13 protein-coding genes are annotated in these 13913 nt (G+C 55.7%); 12 read left to right on the top strand and 1 reads right to left on the bottom strand.

All coding sequences use genetic code 11. The annotated features are described in order from the left end of the window. Positions 1-81 precede the first annotated feature (81 nt). Positions 82-888 (top strand): SDR family NAD(P)-dependent oxidoreductase, encoded by an 807-nt coding sequence (locus tag ACEPPP_RS04810; protein WP_374089911.1) that lies wholly within the window; start codon positions 82-84, stop codon positions 886-888. Positions 889-989: 101 nt separating this feature from the next. Here the strand turns inward: ACEPPP_RS04810 and ACEPPP_RS04815 are convergent, their stop codons facing one another. After that, positions 990-1316 (bottom strand): hypothetical protein, encoded by a 327-nt coding sequence (locus ACEPPP_RS04815; RefSeq protein ID WP_374089912.1) that lies wholly within the window; start codon positions 1314-1316, stop codon positions 990-992. 358 nt (positions 1317-1674) lie between these two features. On the opposite strand from ACEPPP_RS04815, the gene ACEPPP_RS04820 reads away from it, so the two are divergent. From ACEPPP_RS04820 to ACEPPP_RS04870, 11 genes are all read left to right on the top strand, one after another. Further along, positions 1675-2892, top strand: coding sequence for a porin (locus tag ACEPPP_RS04820; protein WP_374089913.1), 1218 nt, complete (start codon positions 1675-1677; stop codon positions 2890-2892). A gap of 220 nt (positions 2893-3112) precedes the next feature. Further along, positions 3113-4396 carry an ammonium transporter gene (locus tag ACEPPP_RS04825; protein ID WP_374089914.1) on the top strand — a complete coding sequence of 428 codons (1284 nt, stop codon included), beginning with the start codon at positions 3113-3115 and terminating at the stop codon, positions 4394-4396. A 51-nt stretch (positions 4397-4447) separates the two neighbouring features. Continuing rightward, a complete protein-coding gene (locus tag ACEPPP_RS04830; RefSeq protein ID WP_374089915.1) occupies positions 4448-4774 on the top strand; it encodes a hypothetical protein in 327 nt (108 codons plus the stop codon). A 192-nt stretch (positions 4775-4966) separates the two neighbouring features. Next, positions 4967-5713 carry a phytochelatin synthase family protein gene (locus ACEPPP_RS04835; RefSeq protein WP_374089916.1) on the top strand — a complete coding sequence of 249 codons (747 nt, stop codon included), beginning with the start codon at positions 4967-4969 and terminating at the stop codon, positions 5711-5713. Positions 5714-5770: 57 nt separating this feature from the next. Next, positions 5771-6652, top strand: coding sequence for a glucose-1-phosphate thymidylyltransferase RfbA (gene rfbA / locus ACEPPP_RS04840; RefSeq protein ID WP_374089917.1), 882 nt, complete (start codon positions 5771-5773; stop codon positions 6650-6652). Between the two features lie 144 nt (positions 6653-6796). Beyond that, positions 6797-7975, top strand: a complete 1179-nt coding sequence (locus ACEPPP_RS04845) for an MFS transporter (protein WP_374089918.1) — start codon at positions 6797-6799, stop codon at positions 7973-7975. Between the two features lie 49 nt (positions 7976-8024). Next, on the top strand, positions 8025-8288 hold the full coding sequence (locus ACEPPP_RS04850) for a hypothetical protein (protein ID WP_374089919.1): 264 nt from the start codon (positions 8025-8027) through the stop codon (positions 8286-8288). A gap of 406 nt (positions 8289-8694) precedes the next feature. Further along, positions 8695-9786 (top strand): rhodanese-like domain-containing protein, encoded by a 1092-nt coding sequence (locus ACEPPP_RS04855; RefSeq protein WP_374089920.1) that lies wholly within the window; start codon positions 8695-8697, stop codon positions 9784-9786. 161 nt (positions 9787-9947) lie between these two features. Beyond that, positions 9948-11198 (top strand): FAD/NAD(P)-binding oxidoreductase, encoded by a 1251-nt coding sequence (locus ACEPPP_RS04860; RefSeq protein WP_374089921.1) that lies wholly within the window; start codon positions 9948-9950, stop codon positions 11196-11198. Positions 11199-11378: 180 nt separating this feature from the next. Further along, positions 11379-13085: a SulP family inorganic anion transporter gene (locus tag ACEPPP_RS04865; RefSeq protein WP_374089922.1), complete on the top strand. Its 1707-nt coding sequence runs from the start codon at positions 11379-11381 to the stop codon at positions 13083-13085. A 94-nt stretch (positions 13086-13179) separates the two neighbouring features. Next, positions 13180-13740, top strand: coding sequence for a DnaJ domain-containing protein (locus ACEPPP_RS04870; protein WP_374089923.1), 561 nt, complete (start codon positions 13180-13182; stop codon positions 13738-13740). Positions 13741-13913: the final 173 nt, after the last annotated feature.

A 13913-nucleotide genomic window follows, 5' to 3' on the forward strand; every position in this document is an offset into this window, starting at 1 on the left:
CAATGAACGAACGTTAGGCTCGGCAGTCTTCTTGGGGTGAAAAGTTAAAATTTAGACTCCATTCACCACAGAGGAGGCAACATGAACGCTATTCCGACACCCGCGAATCCGACGCCTCGCTGGGCCTTGATCACCGGCGCGTCGAGCGGCATGGGCTATGAGTTCAGCAAACTGTTCGCGCAGGATAAGATCAATGCGGTGCTGGTCGCGCGCAACGAAACGCTATTGCGGGAAGTTGCCGAGGAACTGAAAAGGGATTACGGCATTTCCACCGTTATTGCCGCGCTGGATCTGTCGCGGCCGGACACACCGGAAAAGCTCTATCAGATCGTTCTGGACCAGGGCTTGACGATTGACTATTTGATCAACAATGCCGGCATCGGTTTTTTCGGGCCGTTTGCGGATTCCGACCCGACGGCGAACGCCGGGATGATCAACCTGAACGTCGCAGCGCTGGTGCAACTGACCCGCCTTTTTGTTCCGGGCATGATCAAACAAGGCCGGGGGCGCATCCTGAATGTAGCCTCCCTGACCGCTTATCAACCGGGAGGCCCGGGCGCGGCGGTCTATTACGCAAGCAAAAGTTTCGTGCTTGCGTTCAACCGGGGGCTGGCCGTCGAACTGAAGGGCAGCGGCGTCACCACCACCGCGCTGTGCCCGGGAGCGATGAAGACCGCCTTTGAGACGAAAGGCGGATTTTCTCGAACCCGTTTATACCGGTTTTTGGCCAGCGATCCACGGACCAATGCCGAAGCGGGCTACCGAGCGATGAAGAAAGGACAAACGGCGGCGGTGCCGGGATGGATCAGCAAAATATTGGCATTCGGCGGCGAAATGCCGCCACGCCGGTTCGCGTTGTGGGTTAACAAGATGCTGTTAACGCCTTAGAGGGTGGCGCTTGACCGCATCGTGATAGCTTTTTATGAAGATGGTTTGAATGAGGAATGTCACTTCATTCAGACCTTCCGCACGAAATGGTCTTCTTCGGCTTATGTCCCGCAACGATAAGCCGTGCCAGTGACAGTGCCGTTAAAAACGCCGGCCGGGTAAAAATGCTCCCATACGACATGGCTTGCGCCCATCTGGCCAGCATGCTTGACGGCCGATTGTTTTGCCAGCCGTTGCCAATCCCTATTCTTGCCATAGCCCGATGAGCCTTCGATTTTGCCGACGAGTTGGCAACCTTGTACCTTTTCTGCGGGTACTTCATCGGGCTTCGCGCAAACACTGAACGGGACGCCGGACAGTAGCGCGGCAGCCAACAAAACCTTGGATATATTTCCGCGGTTGGCTTTAAAAAAAGCAAATTTTGTCATCAGATTTCTCCTTATTGTAATTATCGGACGGCTCTTGCCGATGCGACTATGCTTCCTGATCAACGCCAAATGCGCACGGCGGAGAATCTTACTTCGTGTCGAATCGAAAGTAAATACCCGGTTAAATCCCGAAGGGTAAAAATCACCCTGCTCTATTAGCCGAAAGCATGCGCGGACTGCAAAAAATCACGATCGCCTTAATTTAATATCGACTCGATACTATTTAAGTAATATAATTTTTTTACCTTCCTGCAAACTGTGATAAAAAACTCTGCTGCAGGATGACTTGTTTTTTGTAACGCAACTCATCGATTCACACTTAACATCCGTCCATCAACGGCAACGCTTGGCTAGGGACATGAAACAACCGAAAGCTGTTCTCTGCGCATCCCCGCTCACTATCGACAAGACATCGATATTTTTCCTGTTTTTACTCCTCTATAGTCATTTCGCCTCGACGGTGATGGCGCATGACGACGGCGCCTTCTTCGCCTTGACCGGCCGGGATTTCAGCCAAAGCCGATTGTTCAAGGAGCATGGCATCAACATCGACGGCTGGCTGTCGATGGGCGGAACCTATCTGACCAGCAATCCGGATAATCACTCGAACGCGCCGATCACCTTCAACGACCGCAGCGGCGAATTCCAGCTCAATCAGCTGAATATGTACCTCGAAAGAGCCGTGGACATGGAATCGAAACACTGGAACGTCGGCGGCCGGGTCGATCTGATGTTCGGCACCGACAGCCGTTTCACCCATGCAAGAGGACTCGACAACCGCTGGATCAGCGACAAGGATCTGCGTTTTTACGATCTGGCGCTGCCGCAAACCTACCTGGAAGTGTTCGCGCCATTGGGTAACGGCCTGAGCGCCAAAATCGGCCATTTTTATACGCTTCTCGGCGAGGAAGTGGTCACCGCACCGAACAATTTCTTTTATTCCCACGCCTATACGATGCAGTACGGCGAACCGTTCACGCATACCGGCGCGCTGTTCAGTTATGCGCTGAATGAAAATTTTACGCTGAATGCGGGCTCGGTCGCCGGTTGGGATAATTTCCGCGAAAATCTGGCCAACTGGAATTTTCTCGGCGGCGTGTCCTGGACCAATGACGAAGCGACCAGCGCGGTGTCCTGGTCGGTGATCAGCGGCGATACCGATGATGTTCTGGACGCGAACCGGACGGTGTCCAGCCTGGTCATTTCGCACGGCTTGACCGACAAACTGCAATACGTTCTGCAACACGATTTCGGTTTTCAGGAACAGGCCACGGCAACAGGCCAGGACGCCTTCTGGTACGGAATCAATCAATATCTGATTTATGACCTTACCGACTCCATTTCTGCAGGACTGCGCGGCGAATGGTTTCGGGATGCGAACGGCACCCGCGTGCTGACCGGCAATCCGGGGGACTATTTCGCGCTGACCGCGGGGGTGAACTGGAAACCGCAAGGCTGGCTCACCCTGCGACCCGAAGTACGTTATGACTGGGCCGACGCCAAAATCAATCCCTATATCAATCACAGCAAGGACCATCAGTTGCAGTTTGCAATGGACGTGGTGATCGAGTTTTGAGGTTTTTTCTTTGCCACGCTTTGCCCCAGCCATTCCCCTTTGCCTTCCTTAATCTTTTTGCGCTCGTTCAAAGTTTCTTACTCGCGCAAAAAAACAACGGCTCCTCCCAGTAATTTCTTGCATTTTTTTCGCATCTAGGCTAAAAAACGCGATCCTTTGACCATCGCGGGTCAAACCTCTGCCCCACTTACAACAAAAATAAATAATCAAGGTGGACATCATGCGAAAGACAGCCTTGGCAATCCTGCCTGTAGCCCTCCCGCTTCCGGCGTTTGCCGAAGACGGCCTGAACTCGGCCGATACCGCCTGGATTCTGACTTCTGCTGGCCTGGTCCTGTTCATGACCATGCCCGGCCTCGCGCTGTTTTACGGCGGGCTCGTGCGCACCCGCAACGTGCTGTCGGTGATCATGGCCTGTTTTTCGATTACCTCCCTGATGTCGTTGATCTGGGCGATCGCGGGCTACAGCCTGGCGTTGACCGATGGCGGCGCGCATCAGGCCGTGCTCGGCGGCCTATCGCAAGTGTTCCTGGTCAACATGGATGCGGACAAGCTGGTCGGCAATCTGCCCGAGTCGGTCTTCGCGATGTATCACATGACCTTCGCGATCTTCGCGCCGGCCTTGATCGTCGGCGCCATGGTCGAAAGGGTCCGCTTTTTTCCGCTGCTGTTTTTTTGCGCGCTCTGGGAAGTGCTCGTCTATGTGCCGGTTTGCCACTGGATTTGGGGCAACGGCTGGCTGGCCGAGTGGGGCGTGATGGATTTTGCGGGCGGCATCGTCGTGCACGGCAGCGCGGGGATCGCCGCCTTGGTCGGCGCGCTGGTCATCGGCCCGCGGCGCGGTTTCCCGCGCGCGCCGTTGATGCCGCACAATCTGACCATGACGGCGATGGGTGCCGGTATTCTCTGGGTCGGCTGGCACGGCTTCAGCGCCGGCAGCGCGTTGATGGCGAACGGCTCGGCCGGCATGGCGATGCTGTCGACGCATCTGTGCGCCTCTTCCGCCTCGATCACCTGGATCGCGCTGGACTGGCTCAAGTTCGGCAAGCCGAGCGTGCTCGGCGCGATGACCGGCATGGTCGCGGGCCTCGGCATGATTGCGGCCGGCGCGGGCTTCGTATCGCCCTTCGGCGCGATCGTGATCGGCATCGTCGCCGGCATCGCCTGCTTTTATTCGATTCAGCTGATCAAGCAGCGTCTCGCTATCGACGATGCGCTCGACGTGTTCCCGGTGCACGGCGTCAGCGGCATTCTCGGCGCGTTGCTGACCGCGGTGTTTGCCGATGCCTCGTTCGGCGGCACCGGGATCGTCAGCGAAGACGGCATCGTCAAACAGGTACTGATCCAGCTTTTCGGCATCGCGGTCACGATCGCCTGGAGCGGTCTGATCAGTTATGGACTCTTCAAGGCGATTGATAAACTGATCGGCATTCGCGTGAATCAGGAAGCGGAAACCAGCGGCCTCGATCTGAACCAGCATGACCAACAAGGCTACAACTTTTAATCCGCTGTTGTTGTCACGCGCATTGCATGCATTTCCAGAACCCTTGAAACCATGAAAACAAGCCGTTTTCTTATTCTTAGCTTGCTGTTCGCCGCGAATCTGGCCTTCGCCGAGATGCACGAAGCCGAAATAAAAATAAAGAACTCGCCCTGCCTCGGACAAACGATCGAAGAAGTCTTGAAAAACAAGATTCATATCCGCTCGCAACGCGATTTAGGCTGGCAGACTTTCGACGAAGAGGGCCATGTAGAAGTCGAGCGCGCTTTTTTGATGAACAAAAGCATGCAATTGCGCTTTCGCTGGCGGCTCAATGCCGACGGCAGCATCACCCCGGTCAGCAAACGGGCCGAATCGCTTTGCACCGGGGAGGCAGAATAAAGTATTCGCCAATTGAACACAGCGGCCAGGCAACGGCTTTAAACACGATTTACCTCGCCGTCATCTCGGCATAAAATGTTTTTTTAAGAAACCTGATTTTAATTGGCCAGGAACGGCTACCCGCCACTCTGAGGAATCGGCATGTTTTTACGCTTTCGAACAAACGAAACTCGCCCGGCAATCTGGCGGCTCATGCCGATCATTCTGGCTTGCCTTCTGCTTTCCGCCTGCGGCTCTCTACCGCAGTCGCCGCCGGGTACGTTGGCCAAACCAAGCGACACGACCACTTCACGACTGATTCCGCTGACTTCATCCGAAGGCGAGCAACTGCTTTACGGCAGCCGCGCCAAACAGGACTTCCTGCCATTGAGCATGCATTTTGTCTCGCAGCAGAACCTCGCCTATTGCGGCGCGGCGAGCATGACGATGGTATTGAACGCGCTGAATATTCCGGCACCGATCGACCCTGTCTATGTGCGCTTTCCGATGTTCACCCAGAACAATGTGTTCAATGCGAAAACCGATCGCGTTGTGAACTCCGAGACGATCGCAAAGCAAGGCATGACGCTCGATCAACTCGGCGGCATGCTGGCGACCTACCCGGTCGCGACACAGGTCTATCACGCCGGCGACAGCAGCCTGGAACAATTCCGCAAACTGGCCGTCGAAAATCTGAAACAGCCCGGAAACTTCATCCTGGTCAACTATCTGCGTACGTCCCTTGGCCAGCAAACCAGCGGTCATATTTCGCCGATAGGCGCTTATGACCAAGCCGGCGACCAGTTTCTGATCCTCGATGTCGCGCGGTTTAAATATCCGCCGGTCTGGGTCAAGACAGAAGCACTCTGGCGGGCGATGAATACGATCGACGACGCGTCCGGAAAAACCCGGGGCTTTGTGTCGGTCAGCCGAACGGCAACGTTGGACCCGGGACACTAAAGCTTCTGCGCCGCACGATCAATCGCTCGACACTCACCCATTCACCTAAGGACCGCTATGACACGTAAAGGCATTATTCTGGCCGGTGGCTCAGGCACCCGACTCCACCCCGCCACCCTGGCAATATCCAAGCAATTGCTGCCGGTATTCGATAAACCGATGATCTATTATCCGCTCAGCACGCTGATGTTGGCCGGGATTCGTGACATCCTGATCATCTCGACGCCGCAAGACATCGGGCGTTTCGAGCAACTCCTGGGCGACGGCAGGCAATGGGGACTCGATCTCCACTATGCGGTACAACCCAGCCCCGAGGGGCTCGCGCAGGCCTTCATCATCGGCGAAGCGTTTATCGCGGGCCATCCTTCCGCACTGGTGTTGGGCGACAACTTGTTTTATGGTCACGATTTTCCACAGCTTCTCGGCAGCGCGATGGCACGCCGCGACGGCTCGACCGTGTTTGCCTATCATGTCAACGACCCGGAACGCTACGGCGTGGTCGAATTCGACAGTCATTTCAAAGCGCTCAGCATCGAAGAAAAACCGGCAGCTCCCAAATCAAACTATGCGGTGACCGGCCTGTATTTTTACGATCAACAGGTTGTCGAGCTGGCCAAAAACCTGAAGCCTTCGGTACGCGGCGAACTCGAAATCACCGACCTGAACCGTATTTATCTGGAACAAGGCCGGCTGACCGTCGAAATCATGGGGCGCGGCTACGCCTGGCTCGATACCGGCACGCACGAATCCTTGCTGGATGCCAGCCAGTTCATCGCAACCCTGGAAAAACGCCAGGGCCTGAAAGTCTCCTGCCCGGAAGAAATTGCCTACAGACAGCGCTGGATCGATGCGGAGCAGCTGCAAAAGCTCGCGGTGCCTCTGGCCAAAAATGGTTACGGCCAATATCTGCAATGGATACTCGAGGAAAATATATTCTGATCAAAGCAACAGCCGAGGCGATGTTGCGCGGGCTGCGCTACCAGCTTCAACAAGCGCATGGCAAGCCGATGATACTGCCCACCCAGGATGCCAACGGCATCCCGCCGAATCGGACCGAAACCTTATCATTACGGAATTGTTCTCTTGTTCATCAAAAAGTCGCCTGACCGCATTCCGCGCACCGTATGGACTTTAGGTTTCGTCAGCCTGTTGATGGACTGTTCGTCGGAACTGCTGCACAGCATCCTGCCGATCTATCTGGTCGGCACGCTCGGCGCGAGCGCGCTGACCGTCGGCATGATCGAAGGCGTCGGGGCCGCCGCCGCGCAGATCGTCAAAATCTTTTCCGGCGCCCTGAGCGACTTCTGGGGACATCGCAAGCGCCTGATCCTGCTCGGCTACGGCCTTGCGGCATTAAGCAAGCCGCTGTTTCCGCTGGCCGGCTCGGTCGAGACGGTGTTCGCCGCGCGCTTTCTCGACCGGATCGGCAAAGGCATCCGTGGCGCGCCGCGCGATGCGCTGATCGCCGATGTCGCGCCGGTCAGCATTCGCGGCGCCTGTTTCGGCCTGCGCCAGGCGATGGATACGGTCGGCGCGGTTCTCGGCCCCTTGCTGGCGATGCTGCTGCTTTATCTTTATCACGACGACCTGAAGACGGTGCTCTGGTTCGCGGCCCTGCCTGCCGCGCTGACCGTGATCCTGATCATCGCCGGAATCCAGGAACCCGCATCCCATGCAGGACGGCACCGTTTTCGCTCGCCGCTGCGGCTCGATACGCTGCGGCTTTTTCCTTTATCCTATTGGCGCGTCGTGGCGATCGGCGCGATCTTTACGTTGGCCCGCTTCAGCGAAGCCTTTTTGGTCCTGCGCGCCCAACAGGCGGGTTTATCTGTCACGGTCACTCCGCTGGTGATGGTGGTGATGAGCCTGCTCTACGCGCTGTCCGCCTACCCTGCCGGGGTTTTGTCGGACATGATGAACAAAAACCATCTGCTCTCGCTCGGCCTGCTGTTGCTGATCGCGGCCGATCTGCTGCTGGCGCGGGCCGATACGCCGTCTGCGGTACTGCTCGGCGCAGGCTTGTGGGGCCTGCACATGGGCTTCACCGAAGGCATCCTGGCGACACTCGTCGCCAGCACGACGCCACCGGAACTGAAAGGCTCCGCCTTCGGACTGTTCAATTTCGTCAGCGGCCTGTTTGCGCTGCTGGCCAGCATGCTCGCCGGCGGACTCTGGGACTTTTACGGCGCCTCCGCAACGTTTTACACCGGCGCCGGCTTTGCCGCGCTGGTTCTGTTTTTGACCGCCTGCGTCAGGAAATAAAACCGACTCGCAGCAAACTCAACCCGACTGAATCGAAAAGGCAAAAACCATGTCCGAAGCCCAGGCGATTACTCACCTACTGCAAACCTGTAAAGAGCTGAGTGTCTTTTGCAGCCAAAACGGCTGGATCATCAACGAGTCGATCCACTATGAAATCATCGAACGACAAGCGGATAGCCTGTTGATCTATGTGACTTTTCTCGAAAGCATCATGGAAGGCTCCGGGTGTCAGTGCGATCAGAAATCCTGTTATGGCCGCTTGCGGCTGAAATTGAATGCAGCGGGGGAAATAATCGGCGTTGAACCGGCCTGATTTTTTACATTCCGGATCCCCATTCCCTTTTTCCGGAAGATCCTCGCCTAGCCTTGCTCGCTCGATTGCACTGCTTGTTTCATAGCGTTTCACGGAGACATTTTGTTAGCCATTATGAAACATTATGAAACAATTCTTTGGGCAAACCCTTGCTCCGAAAAACGCCTCACGCATTCCCGCTCCCCGCAGAATACATTGACCCATTGAGCAAAACGACGTAAAAATCCTTCTGAGCCAATGCGTTAAACTAAACACCGGGCACCATGTCGAATCAGCTAAAGATTTGTGAGTACCTGCAAACGTTATTTTTTCTCACTTGGCACATGCTTTGCTATAAACATATAAAAAGCAAAAGCGGCTTCGTATAATCGAGCAGCTCCACCTTCACGACACGAGGAGAGACAAGATGATTTTCAAACAATTATTCGACACCGAAACCTGGACCTACACCTATTTCATCGCCGACCCCATCACCAAGGACGCGGTGCTGATCGACCCGGTCAAGTCGCATATCGATGAATATATCGCCCTGCTCGACGAACATGGGCTGAAGTTGAAATATTCGCTCGAAACCCATGTGCATGCCGACCATATCACCGCCAGCGGCTTGCTCAGACAAAAACTCGGCGCGGAAACCGGTGTGAGCCAGTTGTGCGGCGCAGTCGGCGCGTCCTTGCAACTTCAGGACGGTGACGTCCTGGAATTCGCCGGCGGCGAAAAAATCAAAGTAATCGCCACCCCCGGCCATACCAAGGGCAGCGTTTCCTTCCTGTGGCGGGACCGTTTGTTTACCGGCGATTCGCTTTTCATCGGCGGCTGCGGACGCACCGACTTTCAAAGCGGCGATGCCGGTGCGCTGTACGACTGCATTACCCAACGCTTGTTTACCCTACCCGACGATACGCTGGTTTATCCGGGCCATGACTATCAGGGGCGCTGGGTCAGCAGCATCAAGCAGGAGCGCACGACGAACCCGCGTCTGGCCGGAAAGTCGCGCGAGGAATTCATCGAGATCATGAACAATCTGAATTTGCCGAAACCGCGATTGATCGACGAAGCGGTACCGGCCAACCGCTACTGCGGCCTCGATGAAGACGAGCGTCAGGACGCGGTGTCTCTCCGGGAAGCGACCCGCCCGGAGCGGGTGTCCATCAGCGCCCAGGATTTGGTCTCCATGGCCAAACAGCAAATCACCGAAATCGGCGTCGACAAGGCCAAGCAGTTGTTGGCCGAAGGCGGCATTACTGTAGTCGACGTGCGCGAGGAGAGTGAATATGCGGCCGGACATCTGGACAAGGCTCTGCCGATTCCCCGCGGCGTGTTGGAATTCAAGGTCGGCACCACGCCTGAACTGGCGGACAAAGCGAAAACGATTTTGGTTTATTGCCGAACCGGTGGCCGCGCGGCAATGGCCGCGCAGACCCTGCAATCGTTGGGTTACCTGAATGTGCTGTCGATCGCGGGCGGTTATGAAGCCTGGCAAAAAAGCCTCCAATAAAATGAAAAATCAAGCACGGGTTGACATAGGCCGTGTTTCGAGTAAAAAGACAAAAGTTGAGCGATCCGGTCATTTATCGATCGCTCAACAAACTAAACTTAAGATACCTGTTAGATGACCGGCTTACGGTGCTAACCCCATAAAAATTTCGAGGAGGCTTTATGTCACAACACCATACCCTTTTGATAGTCGGCGGCGGCGCGGCCGGCGTTTCGGTCGCGAACAACATGCTTCGACAGAATGCGAATATCAATATCGGCCTGATCGAGCCTTCCGAAAAGCATTATTATCAGCCCGGCTTTACGATCATCGGCGGCGGCGAATACACCTTGAAAGCAGCCACACGCAACGAGGCCGACCTGATCAACCCCAAGGTCAAATGGATCAAGGACCATGCCGACAGTTTTCAGCCGGAACAAAACACCGTGACGTTGCGCTCCGGCGAAACGGTCACTTACGATTATCTGGTCGTCTGCCCCGGCCTGCAACTGGACTGGGACAAGATCAAAGGACTGAAAGAGACCCTGAACAAAAACAATGTCTGCAGCAACTATTCACCGGATACCTGTGAATATACGTGGGAATGTATCCAAAACATCCAGTCGGGAACTGCGTTATTTACGCAGCCGCCACCACCGTTCAAATGCGCCGGCGCGCCGCAGAAGATCATGTATCTGGCCGCGGATCGTTTCCGTAAAAAAGGCATCCTGGATAAGTTTACGATCGAATTCTGCAATGCAGGGCCCGCAATGTTCGGCATCCCGTTTTTCGCGAAGGCATTGGAGAAAGTCGCCGCCGGTTACGGTGTTAATAAGTTTTTCAATCATAACCTGGTCGAGATCGACGGTCCCGGCAAAACCGCCACGTTCGAAACGACCGATAGCGCCGGCAATAAACAACGGGTCAGCAAAAAATTCGACATGATCCATGTGACACCGCCGCAAAGTGCACCGGATTTCATCAAGCAAAGCCCGCTCGCGAACGCGGCCGGCTGGGTCGATGTGAATGATAACACCTTGCAGCACAACAAATATCCGAACATCTTCGGCCTGGGCGATGCGGCCTCGACCTCGAACGCGAAAACCGCCGCGGCGGTGCGCAAGCAGGTGCCGGTGGTGGTCGACAACATTTTGTACCTGATGAAAAATAAAGCGGTCGAAGGCAAGTACGACGGTTACGGCTCCTGCCCGCTGACGACTTCGCTGAGCACCGTGATGCTGGCCGAATTTTCCTATGGCGGCAAAGTCACGCCTTCATTTCCGTTTCTGGATCCGCGGAAAAACCGCTGGATCTGGTGGTGGGGCAAAAAAGTCGGATTCCCTTGGCTGTACTGGCATTTGATGATCAAAGGCTATCGGATCGACATTCCTCACCGCGAAAGCTATGCGAAAAAATTCATGACGGAGGAATGAGGCAAGACAGGCAAAAGGACTTACCACCGTTCCCACGCTTTGCGCGTGGGAATGCCCTTCGCACCGCTCCCGGCGCCTGACATAGAACGTCACTCGCTTTCCAATCACAGATTCTCCCGATCCGTTGCTGTTTTTTGCTGATTCATCGCGCTCACATTTTCAACCATCCGACTGCCTTCCATGCGCCTGACTGACTTTCTGCCCATTTTCGGCTGGCTCAAGACCTACTCCCGCAACGATTTCCATGGCGATCTGTTCGCCGGCGCAATCACGGCCATCCTGCTGGTGCCGCAAGGCATCGCTTATGCGCTGCTGGCCGGCATCCCGCCAGAGTTGGGTTTATATGCCAGTATCTTGCCGCCGGTGCTGTACGCGTTGTTCGGCACCAGCAGGACGCTGTCGGTCGGTCCGGTATCGGTCGCCGCGGTGATGATTGCCAGCGCCGTCAATGCGCCTGAGATCAGCGCCTTGCAGCAACCGGTGCAAAGCGCGGTGATACTGGCCGCCGAGACCGGCGTGCTGATGCTGCTGATGGCCCTGTTGCGCCTGGGCGGCTTGGTCAATTTCATCAGCCATCCGGTGCTGACCGGCTTTACCAGCGGCGCCTCGATCCTGATCGTCTTCAGTCAATTGCCGCCGCTGCTCGGCTTGGCGAAGCTGCCCTGCGTAGGCAGTTTGAGCTGCTATACCGATACCGTGCGCACGGCGAATACGGCAACCCTGATCACCGGCTTTGGCGCGGTTTTGCTGTTGATCCTGTTCGGCAAGCCGCTCACCGGCCTGCTCAAAAAAACCGCCATCAAACCGGTATGGATTACCGCGATCAGCAAGTGCGGCCCGTTATTGACCGTCGCGCTCGGGGCGACCGCGGTCGATCTATGGGATCTCGACACGGCCTATCAGGTCGCCACCGTCGGCCCGATTCCGGCAGGGCTCCCTGGGTTACGCGTCGATTATGCGATCGATCCCGTCCATTGGCGGCTGCTCCTGCCCTATGCGGCCCTGATCGCGCTGATCGCCTATGTCGAAAGCGTCGCGATCGCGAAAGCGATCGCGCACCTCAAGGGCGAAAAGATCCAGCCGAATCACGAACTGCTCGGCCTCGGCGCGGCGAATATCGCCTCGGCCCTGTCCGGCGGCATGGCGGTGGCCGGCGGTTTCAGCCGCACGATGGTCAATTTTTCGGCCGGCGCGCGCACGCAAATGGCCATGCTGATGGCCGCCGCCTTCGTCGCGCTGGCCCTGATGTTTTTCAGCCCTTATTTTGCCGCGATCCCGAAGACCGTGCTCGCCGCGATCATTCTGGTCGCGATTACGCCGTTGATCCGCCTGCAAAACATCGTGCATACCTGGCGCTATGACTCCAGCGACGGCATTGCCGAAGGCGCCACTTTACTCGGCGTGCTGGTGCTCGGCATCGAGGAAGGCATCACGCTCGGCATCATCCTGACCCTGGTCAGCTATCTGAGAATCACCAGCCATCCGCATATCGCGGTGGTCGGGCGCATCCGGGGCACCGAACATTTTCGCAACATCAAGCGCCATGACGTGAAAACCTGGCGGCATTTGCTGCTGCTGCGCGTCGATGAAAACCTGACCTTCGCGAACGCAAACTATGTCGAGGAATTCATTACCGACCAATTGCAACGACAGCCGGACATCAAGCATGTGGTGTTGATCTTCGCCTCGGTCAGCTATATCGACAGTACCGCGCTCGAAGTGCTCGAAGGCCTGAATGACGCGCTGAAAAACCTGAATATCCTCCTGCATCTTGCCGAAGCGAAAGGCCCGGTGCTCGATAAATTGCACAAGACCGATTTTTTTAGCCATCTGCACCCCGGCAAGGTTTTTTTCCGAACCCAGGATGCGATCAATGAACTGGTTTGACTCCCGCATGATTAAATTATTCTTAATTTAATATTGAATTAATAATTCTCTGTACTAGGCTTAATCCATCCAGTCAAATGTTTCGGAGGCCCGTATGGAACCCAGCGAATTCAAAGACTTTTACGAGATTCTCGAAATCAGTCCCAATGCCAACAGCGATACGATAGATCGGGTATTTCGCTATCTGGCGCAACGCTATCACCCCGACAATCAAGCCACCGGCGACCCCCATCGCTTTGCCGGCATCGTTAAAGCCCACGAAACCCTAAGGAATCCGACAAACAGAGCGCAATTCGATATCGAATACAAAAAAAACCGCAGCCGGCGCTTGCCTTCCTCCGAAGCCAGCGAGAAACCCAGAACGCCTTACGAAGACAATTCGATGCAGGAACGACTGTTGCTGCTGTTCTATGCCAAACGTCGGCACAGCATGAATAACCCCGGCTTGGGTGACCTCGAACTGGAACGCCTGTCCGGTTGTCCGCGCGAACACCTCTCCTTTCATCTCTGGTATTTGAAGGAAAAAGGCTGGATTACACGCCTCGAAAATGGCTTGCTGTCGATTACCGTCAGCGGCGTCGACCAATCGAACCAGACCGCCAGACGCGCCCACAGCACAAAACTGCTGACTGCCGAGCTTGACTACGCGCATTGAAACCGCTTCCTCAGCAAGACCCTTGCTTTTTTGCGCGCATAAGTCAGGCTTTAGCGTAATCAGAATTTGTACTAAGCTAAGCTAAGCTAAGTCAAGTTAAAAGCCCATGCGCTCCGCTAGAGCGCGTGGGCTTTCAGCATTCAAATTCAAAACCGCAATGGCACAGTCAAGTT

The sequence above is a fragment of the Methylomicrobium lacus genome, assembly GCF_041897535.1.
Classification (GTDB): domain Bacteria; phylum Pseudomonadota; class Gammaproteobacteria; order Methylococcales; family Methylomonadaceae; genus Methylomicrobium; species Methylomicrobium lacus_A.